The organism is Mycetocola sp. Y442 (genome assembly GCF_056898615.1).
The window spans coordinates 333670-354187 of the sequence record NZ_JBXHBV010000001.1; the positions used below are offsets into that span (position 1 = coordinate 333670).

At 64.1% G+C, this 20518-nt stretch carries 22 protein-coding genes and 1 pseudogene; 9 read left to right on the forward strand and 14 right to left on the reverse strand.

What is annotated here, in order from left to right:
* Positions 1–35: 35 nt before the first annotated feature.
* Genes AC1X6S_RS01590 through AC1X6S_RS01600 form a run of 3 tightly spaced genes read right to left on the reverse strand, consistent with a single transcriptional unit; the run spans position 36 to position 1835 of the window.
* Positions 36–254: a hypothetical protein gene (locus AC1X6S_RS01590; protein ID WP_483404084.1), complete on the reverse strand. Its 219-nt coding sequence runs from the start codon at positions 252–254 to the stop codon at positions 36–38.
* Positions 255–312: 58 nt separating this feature from the next.
* Entirely contained in the window at positions 313–903 is a 591-nt protein-coding gene (locus AC1X6S_RS01595; protein WP_483404085.1) for a hypothetical protein, read from the reverse strand.
* Complete coding sequence (locus AC1X6S_RS01600; RefSeq protein WP_483404086.1) at positions 900–1835, reverse strand: alpha/beta fold hydrolase; 936 nt, start codon at positions 1833–1835, stop codon at positions 900–902. The genes AC1X6S_RS01595 and AC1X6S_RS01600 overlap by 4 nt, the downstream gene beginning before the upstream one ends.
* A gap of 104 nt (positions 1836–1939) precedes the next feature.
* Here AC1X6S_RS01600 and treS point away from each other — a divergent pair, with 104 nt between their 5' ends.
* Both treS and AC1X6S_RS01610 read left to right on the forward strand, forming a co-directional pair.
* Positions 1940–3676, forward strand: a complete 1737-nt coding sequence (gene treS / locus AC1X6S_RS01605) for a maltose alpha-D-glucosyltransferase (protein ID WP_483404087.1) — start codon at positions 1940–1942, stop codon at positions 3674–3676.
* A 36-nt stretch (positions 3677–3712) separates the two neighbouring features.
* Positions 3713–4414, forward strand: a complete 702-nt coding sequence (locus tag AC1X6S_RS01610; protein WP_483404088.1) for an exonuclease domain-containing protein — start codon at positions 3713–3715, stop codon at positions 4412–4414.
* Positions 4415–4517: 103 nt separating this feature from the next.
* Here AC1X6S_RS01610 and AC1X6S_RS01615 read toward each other — a convergent pair whose 3' ends face one another.
* From AC1X6S_RS01615 to glgA, 3 genes are all read right to left on the reverse strand, one after another.
* Complete coding sequence (locus AC1X6S_RS01615; protein ID WP_108390953.1) at positions 4518–4769, reverse strand: type B 50S ribosomal protein L31; 252 nt, start codon at positions 4767–4769, stop codon at positions 4518–4520.
* A 125-nt stretch (positions 4770–4894) separates the two neighbouring features.
* Positions 4895–5677 carry an ABC transporter ATP-binding protein gene (locus tag AC1X6S_RS01620; RefSeq protein WP_483404089.1) on the reverse strand — a complete coding sequence of 261 codons (783 nt, stop codon included), beginning with the start codon at positions 5675–5677 and terminating at the stop codon, positions 4895–4897.
* Positions 5678–5775: 98 nt separating this feature from the next.
* On the reverse strand, positions 5776–6966 hold the full coding sequence (gene glgA, locus AC1X6S_RS01625; protein WP_483404090.1) for a glycogen synthase: 1191 nt from the start codon (positions 6964–6966) through the stop codon (positions 5776–5778).
* A gap of 43 nt (positions 6967–7009) precedes the next feature.
* On the opposite strand from glgA, the gene AC1X6S_RS01630 reads away from it, so the two are divergent.
* Positions 7010–8254 carry a glucose-1-phosphate adenylyltransferase gene (locus AC1X6S_RS01630; protein WP_483404091.1) on the forward strand — a complete coding sequence of 415 codons (1245 nt, stop codon included), beginning with the start codon at positions 7010–7012 and terminating at the stop codon, positions 8252–8254.
* Complete coding sequence (serB, locus tag AC1X6S_RS01635; RefSeq protein ID WP_483404092.1) at positions 8251–8922, forward strand: phosphoserine phosphatase SerB; 672 nt, start codon at positions 8251–8253, stop codon at positions 8920–8922. Before AC1X6S_RS01630 ends, serB begins: the two co-directional genes overlap by 4 nt.
* A 27-nt stretch (positions 8923–8949) precedes the next feature.
* Here serB and fabG read toward each other — a convergent pair whose 3' ends face one another.
* Positions 8950–9672: a 3-oxoacyl-ACP reductase FabG gene (fabG, locus tag AC1X6S_RS01640; protein ID WP_483404093.1), complete on the reverse strand. Its 723-nt coding sequence runs from the start codon at positions 9670–9672 to the stop codon at positions 8950–8952.
* Positions 9673–9794: 122 nt separating this feature from the next.
* Between fabG and AC1X6S_RS01645 the strand changes: the two genes are divergently transcribed.
* The 3 genes and pseudogenes from AC1X6S_RS01645 to AC1X6S_RS01655 form a co-directional block, all read left to right on the forward strand.
* Entirely contained in the window at positions 9795–10196 is a 402-nt protein-coding gene (locus AC1X6S_RS01645) for a DUF3099 domain-containing protein (protein ID WP_483404094.1), read from the forward strand.
* A complete protein-coding gene (locus AC1X6S_RS01650) occupies positions 10193–10417 on the forward strand; it encodes a hypothetical protein (protein WP_483404095.1) in 225 nt (74 codons plus the stop codon). The genes AC1X6S_RS01645 and AC1X6S_RS01650 overlap by 4 nt, the downstream gene beginning before the upstream one ends.
* Positions 10418–10434: 17 nt before the next feature.
* Positions 10435–11127, forward strand: a pseudogene (locus tag AC1X6S_RS01655) (SURF1 family cytochrome oxidase biogenesis protein); the annotation flags it as partial.
* A gap of 197 nt (positions 11128–11324) precedes the next feature.
* Here AC1X6S_RS01655 and AC1X6S_RS01660 read toward each other — a convergent pair.
* From AC1X6S_RS01660 to sufB, 7 genes are all read right to left on the reverse strand, one after another.
* A complete protein-coding gene (locus tag AC1X6S_RS01660; RefSeq protein ID WP_483404096.1) occupies positions 11325–12923 on the reverse strand; it encodes an ABC-F family ATP-binding cassette domain-containing protein in 1599 nt (532 codons plus the stop codon).
* Between the two features lie 149 nt (positions 12924–13072).
* On the reverse strand, positions 13073–14248 hold the full coding sequence (locus tag AC1X6S_RS01665; RefSeq protein WP_483404097.1) for a MalY/PatB family protein: 1176 nt from the start codon (positions 14246–14248) through the stop codon (positions 13073–13075).
* An 85-nt stretch (positions 14249–14333) separates the two neighbouring features.
* Positions 14334–14663 carry a metal-sulfur cluster assembly factor gene (locus tag AC1X6S_RS01670; RefSeq protein ID WP_483404098.1) on the reverse strand — a complete coding sequence of 110 codons (330 nt, stop codon included), beginning with the start codon at positions 14661–14663 and terminating at the stop codon, positions 14334–14336.
* A gap of 9 nt (positions 14664–14672) precedes the next feature.
* Positions 14673–15437 (reverse strand): Fe-S cluster assembly ATPase SufC, encoded by a 765-nt coding sequence (gene sufC, locus AC1X6S_RS01675; protein ID WP_483404099.1) that lies wholly within the window; start codon positions 15435–15437, stop codon positions 14673–14675.
* A 2-nt stretch (positions 15438–15439) separates the two neighbouring features.
* A complete protein-coding gene (locus AC1X6S_RS01680; RefSeq protein WP_483404100.1) occupies positions 15440–15766 on the reverse strand; it encodes a non-heme iron oxygenase ferredoxin subunit in 327 nt (108 codons plus the stop codon).
* A gap of 2 nt (positions 15767–15768) precedes the next feature.
* Positions 15769–16986: a Fe-S cluster assembly protein SufD gene (gene sufD / locus AC1X6S_RS01685; RefSeq protein WP_483404101.1), complete on the reverse strand. Its 1218-nt coding sequence runs from the start codon at positions 16984–16986 to the stop codon at positions 15769–15771.
* Positions 16987–18405: a Fe-S cluster assembly protein SufB gene (sufB, locus tag AC1X6S_RS01690; protein ID WP_483404102.1), complete on the reverse strand. Its 1419-nt coding sequence runs from the start codon at positions 18403–18405 to the stop codon at positions 16987–16989.
* A gap of 354 nt (positions 18406–18759) precedes the next feature.
* Here sufB and AC1X6S_RS01695 point away from each other — a divergent pair, with 354 nt between their 5' ends.
* Positions 18760–19719 carry a COX15/CtaA family protein gene (locus AC1X6S_RS01695; RefSeq protein ID WP_483404103.1) on the forward strand — a complete coding sequence of 320 codons (960 nt, stop codon included), beginning with the start codon at positions 18760–18762 and terminating at the stop codon, positions 19717–19719.
* A 531-nt stretch (positions 19720–20250) separates the two neighbouring features.
* Positions 20251–20385, forward strand: a complete 135-nt coding sequence (locus AC1X6S_RS01700) for a hypothetical protein (RefSeq protein WP_483404104.1) — start codon at positions 20251–20253, stop codon at positions 20383–20385.
* Positions 20386–20518 lie beyond the last annotated feature (133 nt).

Consider the following 20518-nt stretch of genomic DNA (forward strand, 5'->3'; position numbering starts at 1 on the left):
CTACGACCATCAGCGGCGGCCGAACGGCGTACTCGTTAGTGACGGGTGTCTGCGCGCGTCGCTGTGGCGCGGCGTGAGTGCCGAACGAGCATGACGTCGATCGGCGCGGCAAGCGCGAAAGCGAGCACAAGGGCGATCCAGTAGCCGGTGGTGAGGGCGACCCAGAGACCGAGCGCGATGAGGACGAGTGTCCACACCAGAGCCACGGCCCACAGCCAGCGCGGAAGGGTCGGGGTGTCCGAGGAAGCAGTCATGGAGCCAGCGTATGGCGTGTAAGCGCCCCGCGCCAGTGATGGAGCCCCGCAGACGCTCCTACCTGGCTCGAGTGCTCCGCCGCGAGTTGTCGAGCTCGATCAGCACCTGCTCAAGCTGTTCGGCTGAGGACCGCCATACGGAAACATCGTCGCTCGCCGTGTCCGTCGCGTGAAGGGTGACAACGGGCTGGCCGGGAGCGCTGCCCGTGATGAGACTGCGTTGCTGCGCCAGCGACACGCCCACGACGACATCCGCCCTGCGGGTCATCACTCCCCTGGTGAACGGGAACCGCCACACGAGCAGCCGCAACCGTTCGGAGAGTGGCGCGTCGGGCGCGGCGTGCGGCACTCCCCCGGCGATCGCGAGGCCGTATCGACGGCCCCAGCCGCCCCAGGTCGGAGCGGGCGAAAAGAGCACATCGGTATCGATCGAGTTGAGCCGCCGACCGGTCAGGAACTCGCGAGGGCTCAGCGGATGCGGGAACAGTTCCCAGGGGAGGTCCGGCAGCAGCGCCAGCCGCGTCTTCGGCCCGACGAGCATCACGAACCGCCGTCGCTCAGCCAGGGCACGGATCAGCCCGAGGCTCATGAGACTCAGGTGGTCATCGGGATCGCCCGTCACCCACCGGCAGTCAACGACGAGTTTCACAGTGGCGCCTCGTCCGGGTCCACGAGCGATGTTGACCGCGGATCCGGGGTGAGGAACTCCTCGATGAGTGTCGCTGCCCGTTCGGGCACTTCGTAGTGGATGAGATGTCCAACGTCGGGGATGATCTCGAGCGCGGCATCCGGAAACAGGGCGGTCAGCGTGTGCTGCGCACTCACCGGTGTGATGTCGTCCCGGTCCGCGGCGATCAGGAGAGTGCGCGCATCGATCGACTTCGCGAACTCGCTGACATCGTTTGAGACGGATGCCCGAAACGCTTCAAGAACCACGTCACGATCACTGAAGGCACTGAAGTACCTGTCGTGTTCGCTGTGAATCCATTTGCGCAGCGTCCGGCTCTTCGTCTTGGCCATTGTCTGGCTCATCACGCGGACGATGATCCGGTTGCGGAGCAAACCGAAGCCGATGGGCTCAGGCAGAACGGCGCCGAGCTGGTAGTAGATGACGGCGAGCCGGGTCAGGATGCCGCGTGGCCCCGACAGCGCTGGAGCCGCGATCGGATTCACCAGAATGAGCCGGTCGGTGGCCAGCCCGGTGCGCGCCAGAGCCGCGGACACGACGATCGAGCCGAACGAGTGCCCGAGGATGATCGGCTTCGAGTCCAGGTCGAGTGCGTCCACGAATCGCTTCAGCCAGCCGGCATAGCCGTCGAGGTCGTGGCGACTGAGCCGCAGCGGTTCGGATTCGCCAAAGCCCGGAAGGTCGGGACTGATGATGTGGAAGCCGGGCAGATGGGCAACGACGGGTTCGAGCCCGTGGTGATCACCGCGGAACCCGTGCACCATCACGATTGTCGGGCGGTCAGACGGCGTGCCGTACTCCCAGTAGGCGGCACTGCTCCCGCCGATCGAGATCTGCTGCTTCGTCACCGGAATGCGATCGAGAAGGCTGGAGTATGGCGAGGTCGTTGTCATGGCGTTCCCAGTTTAGGCACTGTGGCTCCTGCCAAGCCGAAGGCGGCGACCCTAGACTCAAGCCAAGGATTCATTGGCTCGCACAGTGACGTGATTGGATACCCGTGACCTTCACCGCTCCCATACAGCTGCCGGGGCTCGCGCGCGATCCGCTCTGGTACCGCAGGGCGATCTTTTACGAGGTCATGGTCCGCTCGTACGTCGACAGCAACGGGGACGGCGCCGGTGACCTGCAGGGTCTGGCAACGCGGCTGGACTACCTGCAGTGGCTGGGCGTCGATGCTCTGTGGCTTCCGCCGTTCTACTCCTCGCCGCTGAGGGACGGAGGTTATGACGTCTCTGACTACCAGGCCATCCTGCCCGAGTTCGGCAGCCTCGAGGAGTTCCGCGATCTGGTCTCGAAGGCCCACGAGCGCAACATGCGCATCATTATCGACATGCCGCTCAACCACACCTCTGACCAGCACCGCTGGTTCCAGGAGTCCCGCAGCGACCCCGATGGACCGTACGGTGACTTCTACGTGTGGAGCGATTCCGACCAGAAGTGGCCAGACATCAGGATCATCTTCACCGACACCGAGGACTCCAACTGGGCGTTCGACCCTGTGCGCCGGCAGTTTTTCTTCCACAGGTTCTTCTCGCATCAGCCAGACCTCAACTTCGAGAACCCTGCGGTGCACGAGGCGATCTTCGAGACGATACGTTACTGGCTCGATATGGGTGTCGATGGCATCCGCCTGGATGCCATCCCGTACCTGTACGAGTCAGACGATGGCAACGGTGAAGGCGAGCCGAAAACCCACGGCTTCGCGAAGCTGCTCCGGGCGATGGTGGACCTCGAGTACCCGGGCCGCGTACTCATCGCCGAGGCCAATCAGTGGCCCAGGGAGGTCTCCGAGTACTTCGGTACCGATGAGGAACCCGAGTGCCACATGGCGTTCGACTTTCCGGTCATGCCCCGCATTTTCTACTCGCTGCGGTCGCAGCAGGCCGAGGAACTCGCGAGGGTTCTCGCGGAGACACAGGACATTCCCGAGTGGGCCGGCTGGGGTGTCTTCCTTCGCAACCACGACGAGCTCACCCTCGAAATGGTCAGTGAGGAATACCGGCAGGCGATGTACGGCTGGTACGCCTATGACCCACGGATGCGCGCAAACGTCGGAATCCGCCGCCGCCTCGCTCCCCTGCTCGACAACTCGCGCGCGGAACTTGAACTGGCGCACGCCCTGCTCTTTTCGCTGCCGGGGAGCCCGTTCATTTACTACGGCGACGAGATCGGAATGGGCGACAATATCTGGCTCGCCGACCGGGACTCGTCCCGCACACCGATGCAGTGGACGCCTGACCGCAACGCCGGGTTCTCCTCTGCCGATCCCGGCAAACTCTTCCTGCCGGTCGTCCAGTCACTCGTCTTCAATTACACGCTCGTCAACGTCGAGTCCCAGCTCGCCCAGTCCCGGTCTCTGCTGCACTGGGTGCGGAACGTCATTCACGTCAGGAGGGGTCATCCCGCGCTCGGAATGGGCAGCATCGAGGTACTCCAGGCGGACCACGAGTCGGTGCTGGGCTTCGTCCGCAGCTACAGGGGAACCGGCAGGAGCAGCGGCGACGAGCAGGAAGACATTTTGTGCGTCTTCAGCTTCTCGCACCACCCCGTCGCCACAACACTCGTCGCACCCGACCTCGCAGGCTGCCGGCTGTTCGACCTGTTCGGTGGCGCCGAGTTCCCCCCGTTCGATGACACGGGCCGGGTGACCCTGACGATAGCCACGCAGAGCTTCTACTGGCTGCACATCGCACGCCCGGGTGATTCGCCGTTTGCGCAACACCGGCACGGCTGAACCGGGCTGTCGGTCGTCTCACCTAGAGTAAAAAATGTGGAAACAACAGCGGTCAAACACTGGTCAGACTCTCTCGCCGTCTTCGATTTGGAGACCACAGGCATTGACGTGACGACCAGTCGCATCGTCTCCGCGAACGTCGGCGTTCTCGACAAAGATGGCTCAGTGATTCGGCGCCGCGACTGGATCGCTGACCCCGGGGTCGAGATCCCGAGCGAGGCGACAGCCGTGCACGGCATAACCACGGAGTTCGCGCAGTCCTACGGGCGCTCCGCGCCGATCGTTGTTCGCGAAATCGTTGAAACGCTCCGCGAGCTCTTCGACGAAGGAACCCCCGTCGTCATCTACAACGCCCCATACGACCTGTCCCTGCTGTTCAACGAGGCGCTGCGTCACGGCATCCCACCGATCGTCGACCCCCTTCCGGTGATCGACCCACTTGTCATCGACAAGGCGCTCGACAAATACCGCAAGGGCAAGCGCACGCTCGAGGCAGCGGCTGCCTTCTACGGCGTCGAACTCACCGACGCCCACGACGCCGGCGCCGATGCGATCGCCGCTGGCCGCGTCGCGCAGGCCATCGCCCGCGCACACTCCCGCGCACTCGATATCGACGCGTTTGAGCTGCACGAACTGCAGGCCGGCTGGTGCAAAGAGCAGTCAGACAGCTTCCAGGACTACATCCGCCGCACCCGCGACGCCACCTACGTCGCGTCCGCCGGGTGGCCGGTGCGCTGACGCGAAACGCTGCGCTGCGCCGGCACGCATCGCCCGCAGCACCAGGCAGGCAGCAAAAAAGACCCGCAACTTTCGTTGCGGGTCTTTCTTGTAAGGCTGGTGGCTACGCGCCGAAGCCCTTGAAGCGCTGGTTGAACTTCTCGACACGTCCAGCGGAGTCCATGATGCGCTGCTTGCCCGTGTAGAACGGGTGCGACTCCGACGAGATCTCAACGTCGATCACCGGGTAGGTGGTTCCGTCTTCCCACTCCATGGTCTTCGAGCTCGTCACCGTCGAACGGGTGAGGAACGTTGCGCCCGAAGCGAGGTCGCGGAAAACTACAGCCTGGTAGTTGGGGTGGATGTCAGTCTTCATGAGGACTTCCTTGTGAGTCGTGTGGATTGTTTCAGTCTCGCCCTGCACCAGTGCCTGAGGCTCAGGTATGGCAAGAAAGCTTGTGGCCCCTCGGGCCAGCTACCTACTTTATCAGAAAGTCGGAGCTACTCGGCACGAGCCGAGAAACGACCGTTGTTTTCGGTCAGTTCAATGGGCAGGCCGAAGGTCGTGGTGAGGCTCTCGCTGGTCAGGGCTTCCCTCAGGGGCCCTGAGGCCACAACCGCGCCGTCTTTGAGGAGCAGCGCGTGAGTGAAGCCGACCGGGATCTCCTCAACGTGGTGAGTAACCATGATGATGGCGGGCGAGTCTTCCGACTGGGCGTAACCGCCGAGCAACGCGACCAGTTCCTCACGCGAACCGAGGTCGAGGCTCGCCGCCGGCTCATCGAGCAGCAGAAGTTCGGGATCGGTCATGACGGCCCTGGCGATCTGCACGCGCTTCTGCTCGCCGTCGCTGAGGGTGCCGAAGCTCCTCTCGGCGAGGTGATCCAGGCGCCACTCCGTCAGCACACGCTTCGCGCGCTTGATGTCGATGTCCTCGTACTCTTCATTCCACCTGCCGGTGACTGAATACGCGGCGGTCATGACGACGTTGAGGACGGTCTCGTCTGCCGGTACCCGTCGAGCCATGGCCGTCGACGCGATTCCGATGCGCGGGCGGAGCTCGAAGACGTCGGTCTTGCCCAGGGTGGAGTCGAGAATCTCGACGGAACCCCTGGTCGGGTAGATGAGCGTCGATGCGAGCTGCAGCACCGTCGTCTTCCCCGCACCATTGGGGCCGAGAACGACCCATCGCTGGTCCGGTTCAACCGACCACGACACGGAATCCACGATCGCGCGGCCATTGCGCACGACCGATACATCACTCAACTGCAAAACGCTCGACATGGGTCCAAGCCTATCCGTCCAACCAGCTCCGCCACGCCCATTCCTGACCGTGCGTCGGCCAACGCCTCTCTTCGTCTCGCTCACCCCGATCACGGGGCTCAGGCGCCGGCGAGCACCGAGCGATAGAGGTCGATGGTTTGCCGACCGATGCGCGCCCAGCCGAATTCGGCTTCAGCGCGGACCCGACCCGCCTCACCCATTCGGTTGGCCCGGTCCCGGTCCGAAACAACCTCGGTGAGCGTTGCCGCGAGATCGGCAACGAAGCGTTCAGGATCGACCGGAGTTCCCGTCCCGTCCTGAACTTGGTCGATCGGGACGAGTCTCCCGGTCACGCCGTCGTCGACGACCTCGGGAATACCCCCGGTTGCCGTCCCGACGACGGCTGCTCCACACGCCATCGCCTCCAGGTTGACGATTCCGAGCGGTTCGTACACCGACGGACACACGAAGGTCGTGGCCTGGCTGAGAATCGCGCACAGCTCGTAGCGGGGCAGGAGCCTGTCGATCCAGACCACGCCCGAACGCTGCTTCTGCAGTTCGCGGACCCCGGCCTCGACCTCGGCAAGAATTTCAGGAGTGTCAGGCGCGCCGGCGCACAACACGAGCTGCACGTCATCCGGCAGGAGCGCCGCCGCGCGCAACAGGTACGGCAACCCCTTCTGGCGGGTAATCCTGCCGACGAACACCACGCTTGGGCGATCGGGGTCGATCCCGAGCGAGCGCACGAGTTCAGGATCGGAAACGGGTTTCCACTCGGTCAGGTCGATTCCGTTGTAAATGGTGTGCACGCGTGACTCATCCAGCCGCGGATAGCTCTTCAGGATGTCCCGCCGCATTCCGTCGCTGACCGCAACGACGGCATCCGCGTTCTCAAATGCTGTTTTCTCGATCCAGCTCGACACGCGGTACCCGCCACCGAGTTGCTCGGCCTTCCACGGCCGCAGCGGTTCGAGGCTGTGGGCGGTCACGATGTGCGGGATGCCGTGCAGCAGCTTGGCGAGGTGACCGGCGCCGTTCGCGTACCAGGTGTGGGAGTGAACGAGATCCGCTCCCCCGACATCCTGCGCGATCGCCAGGTCGGTGCCGAGCGTCGTCAACGCGGGATTCGCCTGCGCGAGTTCGACCGGGACGCCGTAGGCGAAGGTGTTGGGCTCGTCACGCGGAGCCCCAAAACACCGCACAGTGACGTCGATGTCAGACCGCATGGCGGTCACAAGTTCAGCGGCGTGCACTCCGGCACCGCCATATACCTCCGGGGGATATTCCCGGGTCAGAAGATCAACACGCATACCACGAACGCTAGTACAGCTTGGGCTGCAATAGTCTTGGTGCATGGTCGCATCGAAGAAGATATTTGGCATCGTCCTCGCCGGGGGTGAGGGCAAACGACTGATGCCCCTCACCGCCGACAGGGCGAAGCCCGCAGTCCCGTTCGCCGGTCAGTACAGGCTCATCGACTTTGCGCTGTCGAACCTGATCAACTCAGGACTCACGCAAATCGTCGTACTCACGCAGTACAAGTCGCACAGCCTCGACAGGCACGTCTCGCAGACCTGGCGCCTGTCCGGGCTGCTGAACTCGTACGTGGCATCCGTCCCGGCGCAGCAGCGCCTCGGCAAACGCTGGTTCTCCGGCTCGGCCGACGCGATCCTGCAAAGCCTCAACCTCATCCGCGACGAAAAGCCGGACATCGTTGTCGTTGTCGGCGCCGACCACGTCTACCGGATGGACTTCCGCGACATGATCCAGGCGCACATCGACTCTGGCCGCGGTGCAACCGTCGCTGCGATCCGCCAGCCGATCGAACTGAGCGACCAGTTCGGCGTGATCCAGCTCGACCAGGACGACCCGACGAAGATCTCCGAGTTCCTCGAGAAGCCGATCAACGCCGAAGGACTCGCCGATGCGCCGCACGAAGTGCTCGCATCGATGGGTAACTACGTGTTCACGACAGAGGCCCTCATCGAAGCGGTGACGAAGGACGGCGAGCTGACCGCGTCGAATCACGACATGGGCGGCGACATCATCCCGGCCTTCGTCGCGGCGGGTGACGCTGGCGTCTACGACCTCAAGCGCAACGATGTTCCGGGTTCCACCGATCGCGACAGGGACTACTGGCGGGATGTCGGGACCATCGACTCGTTCTTCGAGGCGCACCAGGATCTCATCTCGACGCTCCCGATCTTCAACCTGTACAACAGCAAGTGGCCGATCTTCAGCCAGCAGCTGAACTCTCCCCCGGCGAAGTTCGTGCGCGACGGCAAGGGCAACCTGGGGACGACCATCGACTCCATCGTCTCGCTCGGCTCCCTCATCTCGGGTGCGCATATCGAGCGAAGCGTGCTCGGGGCATGGTCGAAGATCGACTCAGGTGCTCGGGTGATCGACTCCGTGCTCTTCGACCGCGTCGAGGTTCGCCCCGATGCTGTCGTGAGGCGCGCGATCCTCGATAAGGATGTCGTTGTCGAATCCGGTGCGTCGATCGGGGTCGATCACGATCGCGATCGCGCCCGCGGTTTCACCGTCACGGACTCAGGACTCACCGTTGTGGGCAAGGGCGTGCGCGTCACTCCATGAGTCTCACCGGTATGCCGGGCGGGATCGCTCCGGCGCGTTTCCTCGTCGTGCTCGACGCTGACTCGACCCTCATCGAGAACGAGGCCATCGAACTGCTTGCGCAGGAGGCCGGCTCACTCGACCACGTTGCACGGGTGACCGAGCGGGCGATGCGCGGCGAGCTCGACTTCGCCGCGAGCCTTCGTGAGCGGGTGGCGACGCTCGCGGGTCTCAGCGATTCCGTGTTTGACGTCGTCCGCGACCGGATCACCGTCACTCGCGGAGCAACGGCGCTGATCGACGGCCTTCACAAGGGTGGGTCACGCGTCGGCGTGGTGTCAGGCGGGTTCCACGAACTGCTCGACCCTCTCGGCGCTCGGCTCGGGCTGGACCACTTGCGGGCGAATCGTCTCGAGGTCGTGAACGGACGCCTGACCGGTGTTGTTCGCGGCCCGATCATCGACGCGCAGGCGAAAGCTGAGGCCCTGGCCGAGTGGGCGGCGGCTGACGGCATCCCGCTCTCTCGCACCGTCGCTGTCGGCGACGGAGCGAACGACCTGCTGATGATGCACACGGCGGGGCTCAGCGTTGCATTCAACGCGAAGCCCGCTGTTCGCGAGAGGGCGAATGTCACGGCGGCTGACGTCGACCTCAGCGACGTGCTCCCGCTCCTCGGCCTTCGGGGCTGACGCTCGTGGCCTACTGCTCCGGTACGGCTAGTGCCCCATGCCGAGGCCGCCGTCGACGGGAATGACCGCGCCGGAAATGTATCCGGCGTCGTCGCTGGCCAGCCACGCGACGGCCTTCGCCACCTCTGACGGTGTCGCAAAGCGGCCGGCAGGAATGCTCTTCTTGTATTCGGCCTGTGTCGCTTCGGGAAGCTCAGCCGTCATATCCGTTTCGATGAAACCTGGTGCAACGACGTTCGCCGTGATGCCGCGCGCACCGAGCTCGCGAGTGATTGAGCGCGCCATGCCGACCAGCCCCGCCTTGGAAGCCGAGTAGTTGACCTGCCCCGGCCCGCCATAGAGGCCGACAACGCTCGAGATCAGAATGACCCGGCCGAACCGCGCCTTGAGCATTCCCTTCGACGCTCGCTTGACCACGCGGAATGCCCCACCCAGGTTCGTGTTCACAACGCTGTCGAAGTCATCCTCGGTCATGCGCATGAGCAGAGTGTCTTTGGTGATTCCGGCGTTGGCGACGACGACTTCCACCGGGCCGAGTTCGCGCTCGATCTCGCTGTATGCCCGGTCGATGGATGCTGCATCGGTGACGTCAGCGCGCACGGTGAGGCTGCCGGCGGGGCCAGCGCCCGAGCGAGCGGTCACAGCGACCCTGTGTCCCTGGGCGAGGAACTCCTCGGCGATCGCGAATCCGATTCCGCGGTTGCCGCCCGTGATGAGAACCGTGCGTGGGGTGGGAGATGTCTGTACCAAGAATGGACCTTCCGGATGCCGTGGGTGCCGTGCGTGGGATAGAGCGCTATCGCCACCGCCGGGGGCTGTGTCTTCGCCCTCACCCAGCTTATGGGGTGTCAAAGAAGCGTAGGCTTGGGCTGATGAAACAGCCCTCAATCACGTCGCTCCCGACGGCTCCTGAGGAGGAGCAGCGGGCACGAATGATCAAATACACGATTGCCATGAGCATCCGTGTGGTTTGTCTTGTCCTGATGCTGTTTGTCCAGGGCTGGTGGCTCGCTGTCTGTGTCGCTGGCGCGATCATCCTGCCCTATGTCGCTGTCGTACTGGCCAACGTTGGAACCGCCACCACCGGCGCTGAAGTCATCCGCCCCGGCGCTATTGTTCCGGTTGGCCGCCCGGCTCCCGGCCCCGGTGAGTATTCCGCTCCCTCCGAAAGCGCCGGTGCTAACCAGAGCGCCCGGCCCGGCGACGCCGAGCCAGAGCCAAACGCACAGCCAGAGGAAAACACCCGCCCTGACGAAGATAAGTGGAGCGCATGATCGGTCTCTTTTCGGAGCCCGAACGACTCACCTGTTCGCGCGCCGGATGCTCCGCGACCGCGGGATGGCGGATTGAGTGGCGCAACCCCAAAATTCACGCGGCCGACCGGGTCAAGGTGTGGCTGGCGTGCGATGAGCACCGTGACTACCTCGAGAACTTTCTTGCATCGCGGGACTTTCCGGTGAACGTGATCGAACTGAGTCCGGAGGACGCACTGTGAAAAACTGGCGATTCGTGATGAGCCGCCGATGGTTCGGCTACCTCGCCGTTGCGATGGTGTTTGCTCTCGTCTGCGTTCTGCTCGCGAACTGGCAGCTGTCTCGCGTCGACGAGAAGAAGCACGAGATCGCCCTCGTTGAGGGCAACTACAGCAGCCCTCCCGTTGCGATCACCGATGCACTACCGACGAGGGAGTCCTTCGACGAGCGTGACAAGTGGATCCCCGTGGTTGTCACCGGTACGTACCTCGAGGAGGAACAGATCCTCGTCCGTAACCGGCCGCGGAACGGGCAACCGGGATTCGAGCAACTCGTTCCCCTGCAGCTCGCCGACGGCTCTGTGTTTATCGTCGACCGCGGCTGGCTCCCCACCGGCAACGCGCAGGACCTGCCGGATGTTCTTCCCGCTCCCCCGTCGGGCGAAGTGACAGTGGTGGCGCGGCTCAAGGCTGGCGAGCCCACTCTGCCCGGGCGCAGCGCTGCTGACGGGCAGATTGCCACTGTGCATCTGCCTGACCTCGAAGACCGCCTCGGGGTTCCGCTCTACACCGGCGCGTACGGTCTCCTCGACCAGGAGACGCCGGCACCCGCCGATACCGCACCGCTGCCGGCGATCAAGCCCGTACTCGATGAGGGAATCCACCTGTCGTATGCGTTCCAGTGGGTCATCTTCGGGTTACTGGGGTTTGCCTTCCTCGCGTATGCCGTTCGGCAGGAGTACCGTCACCTCAACGCGGACGACCCCGAAGAAAAGAAGCGCGCCGAGGACCGGGAACGCAAACGTCGTGCAAAGCGCTCCGACGCGGATGTCGAGGACGAACTGCTTGAGCACGCCCTGCCGAAGCCGGAAAAGGTCGGTTAAACCACGAGCGGCGGGCTTTCTGCCCGCCGCTCGATGAGTTTTTTGCTCTACGCGAGCTCGATGAGCTCGAGGTAGTCCTTGTTCCAGTGGTCTTCGACACCATCGGGCAGGATGAGCACGCGCTCGGGGTTGAGGGCCTGGACGGCTCCCTCATCGTGGCTGACCAGGACGACGGCGCCGGTGAAGTGCGCGAGTGCGTCAAGAATCTCGGCACGGCTCGCGGGGTCCAGGTTGTTGGTCGGTTCGTCGAGGAGCAGCACGTTGGCGCCGGAAACCACAATCATGGCGAGTGCCAAACGAGTCTTCTCGCCACCGGAGAGGACCCCGGCCGGCTTATGCGAGTCGTCACCGGTGAACAGGAAGGACCCGAGAACCTTGCGGGCCTCGGTCTCGGTGATGTTCGGAGAGCTCGACACCATGTTCTCGAGAACGCTCCGCTTCACATCGAGTGTCTCGTGCTCCTGGGCGAAGTAACCGATCCGCAGTCCGTGGCCAGGCTCCACCTGTCCGGTGTCGGGCTTGTCGACGCCGGCGAGGATACGCAGCAGCGTCGTCTTGCCGGCACCGTTCAGGCCGAGAACGACGACTTTGGAGCCGCGGTCGATGGCGAGGTCGACGGCCGTGAAGATTTCGAGCGACCCGTAGCTCCGCGACAGGTTCTTCGCCATGAGCGGAGTCCGGCCACACGGGGCGGGGTCGGGGAAGCGCAGCTTCGCGACGCGCTCGACCGACCGGACTTCCTCGAGTCCCGACAGCATCTTCTCAGCGCGCGCGACCATCTGGTGGGCGGCAGCAGCCTTGGACGCCTTCGCCCCGAACCGGGCAGCCTGAAGCTGCAACGTCGATGCCTTCTTCTCGACGTTGACGCGCTCCTTCTTGCGACGCTCCTCGTCGGACGCACGCTGGCGCTGGTAGTTCTTCCAGTTCATGTTGTAGACGTCGATAACCTGGCGGTTGCCGTCGAGGTAGAACACCTTGTTGACGGTCTCGCCGACGAGCTCGACATCGTGAGTGATGACGATGAAGCCGCCGGAATAGGTCTTGAGGAACTCGCGGAGCCAGACGACCGAGTCGGCGTCGAGGTGGTTAGTCGGCTCGTCGAGGATCATCGTCTTCGCGTCGGAGAACAGGATGCGTGCCAGCTCGATGCGTCGGCGCTGTCCACCCGACAGTGTGCGTAGCGGCTGATCGAGGATCCGATCGGGAAGGTTGAGGTTGCTCGCGATCGACGCCGCTTCAGCCTCAGCGGAATAACCGCCGAGCATCTGGAACCGTTCCTCGAGGTTGCCGTATTTCTTCATGGCTGCAGCGCTCACCGCGGCATCGGTCGACGCCATGCCGACTGTTGCTTCCTGCATTTCGAGGACGATGCTTCCGAGGCCTCGGGCGTTGAGGATCCGGGTGCGAGCCAGTTCGTCGGGGTCCCCGCTCCGGGGGTCCTGCGGCAGGTAGCCGAGTTCGCCCGATCGTTCGACTTTTCCCTTTGAGGGGAGCAGTTCGCCGGCGAGCACCTTGGTCAGTGTGGTCTTCCCAGCACCGTTTCGGCCAACGAGGCCGATCTTGTCTCCGGCCGCTACTCGAAAGTTGACGTCCTCCATGAGGACTCGTGCCCCGACGCGTATTTCGAGGTCGTGCACAGTGAGCAAAGCAAAGTCCGTTTCAAGCTGGCGCGCCAAAGAAGCGCGAAAAGTGGGGGTCAGCCCTCAAGTCTACGGTGTCGAGCCTGTGTAACTCACCAGAGCGCCGCTGGCGAAGAACGAGAGCAGCCGCTTGGCTGTCGGCGGAGCCCAGCTCCTCAGGGGCGCGCGATCCTCGCGATCCTGACAATGGCATCCGTCAGTACCTCAGGCGAGCAGGCGAGATTCATTCGAGCGTGACCCCGACCGGCGGCGCCGAAGTCGACGCCGGAGCTGAGCGCCACCCTGGCCTGGGTCAGAATCCTCTCCGCGGGGTCGTCACCCCAGCCGAGGCTGCGGAAGTCGAGCCAGGCGAGGTAACTGGCTCGCGGTCTGCTCCAGGTGACCTCGGGAAGGTGCTCGTCGAGCAGGGTGTCGAGCAGGTCGAAGTTTGCCGAGAGGGATTCGAGTACACCGTCAAGCCACGGCTCCCCGTCGGTATACGCGGCAACGCTCGCGAGCACGCCGAACTGGCCGGTTCGCCAGGAGACCTCGATCGGAAGCGCCTGGAGCACGGCGGCGGTCGCGGTGGCGTGCGCGACGACGATGGCGCACTTGAGTCCCGCGAGATTCCACGCCTTGCTGGCGGAGTGGACGGCAAACCCGGTTGCGCGCGCCTCGGGCGACACGCTGAGGTACGGCGTGAATGTCGCGGTCGGCTGGGTCAGGGGTGCGTGGATCTCGTCGCTGACCACGGTCACCGAGTATCGGGCCGCGAGCCGGGCAACCGCCTCCAGGTCCGCTCGCTCGTGCACGAGCCCGAGCGGGTTGTGCGGGTTGCAGAGTAAGAAGGCGCGAACTCCGTCTGCGAACGCAGCCTCGATGGCGTCGAGATCGAGTCGGTGCGCTGATCCGTGGGCAGCGCTGTGTGACTTCTCGATCGCGGAGAGCGGCACGCGTACGACGGATGCTCCCGCTTCGGTGACGAGGTCGTAGAACGGTGCGTAGACCGGGTCGTTGACCAGCACCCGGTCGCCGGGCTGGCAGACAGCGCGGAGCACCTCGACGATACCCATCGAGACGTCCGCTGTCGACAGCAGCGCAGCATCCTCGATGTCCCACGACCAGCGGCGCCGTGCAAAATGCCGGAACGGGCCGAAGACGGGATTGGATGACGACACATAGCCCGTGTCTCCGCGATCGATGGCGCTGTGCAACGCGCGTTTGATCGGGGCGGCGAGCGGGTAGTCCATCTCCGCAACGAACATCGGGAGAACGTCGCTGGGATACTCCGTCCACTTCTCGCTCGTCCGGGTCCGCAGGACGTCCAGTGGGTCTGCCTGAACTCGTTCCATGCCCCGACACTACGACAGTCCGGCTCCCCCACGCACAAATGCCCCCTTCCGAAGAAGAGGGCATCAGTGAGTGCGGTGCGAAGGGTCAGATGCTGAATCCGAGCGCACGCATCATGTCGCGACCGTCATCGGTGATCTTGTCGGGCCCCCACGGCGGCATCCAGACCCAGTTGATCCGGAACGCCTCGACGACGCCGTCAAGCGCCTGGGCAGTCTGCTCCTCGAGCACGTCGGTCAGCGGGCAACCGGCGCTCGTGAGCGTCATGTGGATGACGAGCGCATCGTTCTCATCGTCCCAACCGAGGTCGTAGATGAGCCCCAGGTCGACGACATTGATCCCGAGTTCCGGGTCCATGACGTCTTTGAGCGCCTCTTCGACCTGGTCGAATTTCTGTGGACTGAGCGTTGATACCATGACCTGACTCTAAACCGAGGCCCCGTCAATGAGGAAGCGGTCGTACCCTTCGTTCTCGAGGCGGTCTGCAAGCTCGGGCCCACCCTGCTCTGCGATGCGTCCGTTTACGAAGACGTGCACGAAGTCGGGGCGGATGTAACGGAGGATGCGGGTGTAGTGGGTGATGAGCAGCACACCGAGGTTGGTGTTCTCCTTCGCACGGTTGACACCCTCTGACACGATCTTGAGTGCGTCGACGTCGAGACCTGAGTCGGTCTCGTCGAGAACCGCGAATGTCGGCTTGAGCAGTTCGAGCTGGAGGATCTCGTGGCGCTTCTTCTCTCCACCCGAGAAGCCCTCGTTGACGTTGCGCTCGGCGAAGGTCGCGTCCATGCGGAGGTCCTTCATGGAGCTCCTGACGTCCTTGATCCAGGAACGGATGGGCGGGGCTTCTCCGTCGATCGCGGTCTTCGCGGTGCGCAGGAAGTTCGTGACGGTGACGCCGGGGATCTCGACCGGGTACTGCATCGCCAGGAAGAGGCCAGCGCGTGCGCGCTCGTCAACGCTCATGGCGAGGACGTCCTGGCCGTCGAGCGTGATCGAGCCTGAATCGACCGTGTACTTCGGGTGACCGGCGATCGTGTACGCGAGTGTCGACTTGCCCGAGCCGTTTGGCCCCATGATGGCGTGGGTCTCACCCTTGTTGATGGTGAGGTCGACGCCACGCAGGATCGGCTTGGTGCCCTGGTCGGTCTCGACGCTGACGTGCAGGTCGCGGATTTCAAGTACAGCCATTGCTAAATCTCTTTCGTTACGGTCGGGTCAATAAAAATGTTGCCGTCGGCAAGCTCGACGGAGAAAACCGGGACTGGCTCGTACGCGGGCAGCGTCAGTGGCTTGCCCGTGAGCAGGGAGAACTGGGAGCCGTGCGCCCAGCACTCGAGGGTTTCACCCTCGACGAATCCTTCGCTCAGCGAGATGTCCCCGTGTGTGCAGGTGTCTCCGATGGCGTGGACGTCACCGGCCGAATCGAGAACGAGCGCGATCGGGGTGCCGTCAACGACGACCCGCTTCGCCTCGTTCAACGTCAGATCGGCAAGGGCACATACCTGGGTTCGCGCCACGTTCAGCTGCCCTCTGTCGACAACCGGGTGCGGGTGAGCTCCTGCTCGATGGCATCCTGAAGCTGGTCCTGCAGGTCGGCGTCGCCGATCTGCTGAACGATGTCGGTGAGGAAGCCGCGAACGACGAGTCGCCTCGCCTCTTCTTCGCGAATGCCGCGGGCCTGCAGGTAGAAGAGCTGCTCGTCATCGAAACGGCCGGTGGCGCTTGCGTGCCCGGCACCAGCGATGTCGCCGGTCTCGATCTCGAGGTTCGGGATGGAGTCAGCGCGCGTGCCGTCGGTGAGGACGAGGTTGCGGTTCTGCTCGTAGCTGTCGGTGCCGGCAGCGCTCTGACGGATCAGCACATCGCCGATCCAGACCGTGCGTGCCCCTGTGCCCTGAAGCGCGCCCTTGTAGTTGACACGGCTGCGGGTCTGCGGCGCGTCGTGGTCGACGTACACCTGCTGCTCGAAGTGCTGGCCGGCGTCGGCGAAATACAGCCCGAGTGCGTCAACGTCGGCACCCGTTGAGACCAGGTGGGTCGACGGGTTGATCCTCACGATGCTGCCACCGAGGGTGACAACGACGTGCTTGATCTTCGCGTCACGCCCGACGGTGGTGAAGTGCGAAGCCAGGTGCACTGCGTCGTCGTTCCACTGCTGGACGGTCACAACGGTGAGGTTCGCAGCATCGCCGACGATGATCTCGACGTTCTCGGTCAGTCGGGCGTCTCCGGTGTTCTGCAGGATGATCAGCCCGCGGCTGAGCGGCTTCGCCTCGATGACGATGTGCCCGGCACGCGGCGCGGAACCGAGGTTGTCGCGGGACAGGCGGAGGGTCTTGGCTTCCTCACCGGTCACGGTGATCGCGAGAACCTTCTCGACCTGGGTCCACGCGTTGGCTGATGCCCGGTCCTCCGGCGTTCCTGCCGTTCCGATGCGGGTGTCGGTGCGCTCCACCCAGTCCACAGCGATGCCGGGGACGGCGGTGGTCGTGAGGTCATAGGCGCTTCCGTCGAGCGGGCCATCGATGAGGTCGGCGATGCGGTCAACCGGAGTGAGCTTCCACGCGGCCTCACGACCGGTGACGGCGGGGAAGTCGGTGACGAGCGTGGAGGTGAACCGCTCAGACCGGGTCTGGATCGGGACAACTCCCCATCCGCCGTCGGTGTGCTTCTTGTAACCGAGTGCCCCGGTGTTCTCGAGATTTGTCGACATTGTTTCTGGCGCAGAGATCGTCATTTAGCCGACTGATCCTTCCATGCCCATTTCAATGAGCTTGTTGAGTTCGAGAGCGTATTCCATCGGGAGTTCGCGGGCGATCGGCTCGATGAAGCCGCGGACGATCATCGCCATGGCCTCGTCTTCCGGCATGCCACGGCTCATCAGGTAGAAGAGCTGTTCTTCGCTGACCTTCGAGACTGTCGCCTCGTGGCCGAGCTGGACATCGTCAACACGGATGTCGATGGCCGGGTAGGTGTCGCTTCGTGAGATCGTGTCGACGAGCAGCGCGTCGCAGCGCACCGTGTTTGCCGAGTGGTGCGCGTTGGCGTCAACACGAACCTCACCGCGGTATCCGGCGCGTCCTCCGCCACGAGCGATCGACTTGGAGACGATCGATGACTGCGTGTACGGGGCCATGTGGATCATCTTTGCGCCGGCATCCTGGTGCTGGCCGGGGCCGGCGAATGCAACGGAGAGGGTCTCGCCCTTGGCGTGCTCCCCCATCAGGTAGATCGACGGGTACTTCATGGTGACCTTGGAGCCGATGTTTCCATCGATCCACTCCATGGTCGCGCCCTCTGCGGCCGTTGCGCGCTTCGTCACGAGGTTGTACACGTTGTTCGACCAGTTCTGGATCGTCGTGTAACGAACGCGTGCGTTCTTCTTCACGATGATCTCGACGACAGCGGAGTGCAGCGAGTCCGACTTGTAGATCGGGGCCGTGCAGCCCTCGATGTAGTGAACGTAGCTGCCCTCGTCGGCGATGATGAGCGTCCGCTCGAACTGGCCCATGTTCTCGGTGTTGATCCGGAAGTACGCCTGGAGCGGGATCTCGACGTGCACGCCCGGCGGCACGTAGACGAACGAGCCACCCGACCACACAGCTGTGTTGAGGGCCGCGAACTTGTTGTCTCCCGAGGGGATGACGGTGCCGAAGTACTCCTCGAAGAACTCGGGGTGCTCCTTGAGCGCGGTGTCCGTGTCCATGAAGATGACACCCTGGCGCTCGAGGTCCTCGTTGATCTGGTGGTAGACAACCTCGGACTCGTATTGAGCGGCGACACCGGAGACCAGCCTCTGGCGCTCGGCTTCAGGGATCCCGAGCTTCTCGTAGGTGTTCTTGATGTCGTCGGGGAGGTCGTCCCAGGTCTGCGCCTGCTTCTCCGTCGAACGGACAAAGTATTTGATGTTGTCGAAGTCGATCTCTGAGAGGTCAGCACCCCACATCGGCATCGGCTTGCGCTCGAAAAGTGCGAGTGCCTTCTGGCGGCGTTCGAGCATCCATGCGGGCTCAGCCTTGAGGGCGGAGATGTCCGCAACAACTTCCGGAGAGATTCCACGGCGAGCTGAAGCGCCCGCAGCGTCGGAGTCAGACCAACCGAATTCGTATTGCCCGAGGCTTTCGAGCTCTGGGCGGTCTATCAGTACATCTGACATGTCAACCTCTTTCCTTACAGCTTGCGTAACAGTCTCTCTGCATCACTCATTCCCACGCACGCCGCACCTGCGGCGATATTCGGTCGCCGTGTTGTCGAGAGTGTGCGGGTTGCTGAAATGCATACCTACAATTGTTCAAGGACCAAGCTGCGCTGCCTCACGTCACGATCGGCTAATTGCCGAGACGTATTACCTGAACCCCATAATTCTACAGGGAGGCGGGGTAAATTGCAGTAAACGTGCTGGCAGTCACAGCAACAACACAAATACCCAGCCAACTATTGGGACTGGTGACGCGAGAGCCTTTCGAGCCGGTCCGTCCCAGAGAAACAGCAAGCAAGAGGAACTTTGACAGTGAACCCGATCTCACAGGCAGCACGTCGATTCTGGGACTGGCTCCCGACGGGGGTCGACCGCCGCGTGCGCGTGATCGCCTGGCTCAACCTCGCGGCGCAGACGGCCCTGGTCGGCACGGGCGGCGCCGTGCGGCTGACCGGTTCAGGCCTCGGCTGCCCGACCTGGCCGCGGTGCACCGCTGAGTCGTTCGTTAGCACTCCGGAGATGGGGATTCACGGCGTCATCGAGTTCGGCAACCGGACCCTGTTCTTCGTGCTCCAGCTGATTGCGCTCACCGCACTCTTCTTCGTTCTCAAGTACCGCCGCCAGCGCCGCGACCTCTTCATCCTCACCGTCATTCCCGCGTGCAGCGTCCTGTTCCAGGCCGTCGTCGGCGGCATCACGGTCCTCAGTGGCCTCAACCCCTACGTCGTCGGGCTGCACTTCGTCCTGAGCGTCGTCCTCGTGGTACTCGCTACGGTCCTCGTCTACCGCGTGTACAACGGAAACGGGGAGCGGACTCTCGCGGTCCCCCGCTGGTTCGCGATCACCACGCACGTCACGACGTTCTTCGTCGCTGTCACGGTGATCATCGGCATCATCACAACGGGCTCAGGCCCGCACGCGGGTGATTCGGGTGCTGCCCGCAATGGACTCGACTCGGCGTTGCTCCAGCACCTGCACGCGTGGCCCGCCTACGTGACATTCGGGCTGACGATCGTGCTTCTCGTTGCCGCGGTCTCGCTCGGGCTGGAGAAGGTGCGGCGCAACCTCACGCTGTTGCTCGCCGTCGAGCTCGTCCAGATCGCTGTGGGGTTGGCTCAGGCACGGATGGGGCTGCCCGAGATTCTCGTCGGCATCCACATGGTGCTCGCCTGCGTGCTCGCGGCGGCGATGACGGTGACCGTCCTCAGCCTCAAGTCGTCCGCCCCGGTGCGCGTGGGCGCGGAACCGGTGGAGGCCGTGCGCGCGTCCTAGCCTCGGCTGGGACCGGCCCCGGCCTGACCCGCGAGTCGTGGCCTGTGGTCGTTCACGCCCTGGAGCCGCGGCGGGCCCCACCCGCGTCGTGGCCTGCATTCGTTTCGGCCCGGATCACGGTCTCAGCCCGCGCTCGCGTTCTGGGCCCGCGACCCGCGCCCAGCCCGCGACCCGCAGCAACTGTCACTCGAATGAGCCGGACGGCCCGTGCGCAGACTCAGGTGACACTTGTGGCGTGTACCGCGGCGGAACACCCGCATCAACTGTCACTCGAACGAGCCCCGCGCCTCGCGCAGTGAACTCAAGTGACACTTGTGGTGTGTACCGCGGCCGAACACCCGCAGGAACTGTCACTCGAATGAGCCGGCGCCCCGCGCCGCGGACCCAGGTGACACTTGTGGTGTGTGCCGTGGCCGAGCACCCGCAGCAACCGTCACTCGAATGAACCCCGCGCCACGCGGCATCCGTCACCTGCCTTGAAGGTGACACTTGTGGCGGGTGCCGCGGTCGAGCACTCGCAGCAACTGTCACTTGAAACGGGTGCGACTCGATGTGGACTTCCACTGCGCCGCGGCCCGCGTCTCGATCCACCCGGGTCTGACCGGTGCGGCCGCGGCACAGGCGTCGGACCTGCGCTCCCCCGGTGGCATCCGTCGCCTGCCCTGAAGGTGACACTTATCGCGTGTGCCGCGATCGCGCACCCGCAGCAACTGTCACTCGAATGAGTCCGGCGCCCCGCGCCGCGGACTCAGGTGACACTTGGGGTGGGTGCCGCGGCCCAACACCCGCAGGAACTGTC

What these genes read in the sequence shown, in the direction of transcription:
- AC1X6S_RS01590 (WP_483404084.1), bottom strand. Translation starts at nt 254, where the DNA reads ATGACTGCTTCCTCGGACACCCCGACCCTTCCGCGCTGGCTGTGGGCC.
- AC1X6S_RS01600 (WP_483404086.1), bottom strand. Translation starts at nt 1,835, where the DNA reads ATGACAACGACCTCGCCATACTCCAGCCTTCTCGATCGCATTCCGGTG.
- AC1X6S_RS01615 (WP_108390953.1), bottom strand. Translation starts at nt 4,769, where the DNA reads ATGAAGACTGACATCCACCCCAACTACCAGGCTGTAGTTTTCCGCGAC.
- AC1X6S_RS01620 (WP_483404089.1), bottom strand. Translation starts at nt 5,677, where the DNA reads ATGTCGAGCGTTTTGCAGTTGAGTGATGTATCGGTCGTGCGCAATGGC.
- glgA (WP_483404090.1), bottom strand. Translation starts at nt 6,966, where the DNA reads ATGCGTGTTGATCTTCTGACCCGGGAATATCCCCCGGAGGTATATGGC.
- AC1X6S_RS01630 (WP_483404091.1), top strand. Translation starts at nt 7,010, where the DNA reads ATGGTCGCATCGAAGAAGATATTTGGCATCGTCCTCGCCGGGGGTGAG.
- serB (WP_483404092.1), top strand. Translation starts at nt 8,251, where the DNA reads ATGAGTCTCACCGGTATGCCGGGCGGGATCGCTCCGGCGCGTTTCCTC.
- AC1X6S_RS01645 (WP_483404094.1), top strand. Translation starts at nt 9,795, where the DNA reads ATGAAACAGCCCTCAATCACGTCGCTCCCGACGGCTCCTGAGGAGGAG.
- AC1X6S_RS01650 (WP_483404095.1), top strand. Translation starts at nt 10,193, where the DNA reads ATGATCGGTCTCTTTTCGGAGCCCGAACGACTCACCTGTTCGCGCGCC.
- AC1X6S_RS01665 (WP_483404097.1), bottom strand. Translation starts at nt 14,248, where the DNA reads ATGGAACGAGTTCAGGCAGACCCACTGGACGTCCTGCGGACCCGGACG.
- AC1X6S_RS01670 (WP_483404098.1), bottom strand. Translation starts at nt 14,663, where the DNA reads ATGGTATCAACGCTCAGTCCACAGAAATTCGACCAGGTCGAAGAGGCG.
- sufC (WP_483404099.1), bottom strand. Translation starts at nt 15,437, where the DNA reads ATGGCTGTACTTGAAATCCGCGACCTGCACGTCAGCGTCGAGACCGAC.
- sufD (WP_483404101.1), bottom strand. Translation starts at nt 16,986, where the DNA reads ATGACGATCTCTGCGCCAGAAACAATGTCGACAAATCTCGAGAACACC.
- sufB (WP_483404102.1), bottom strand. Translation starts at nt 18,405, where the DNA reads ATGTCAGATGTACTGATAGACCGCCCAGAGCTCGAAAGCCTCGGGCAA.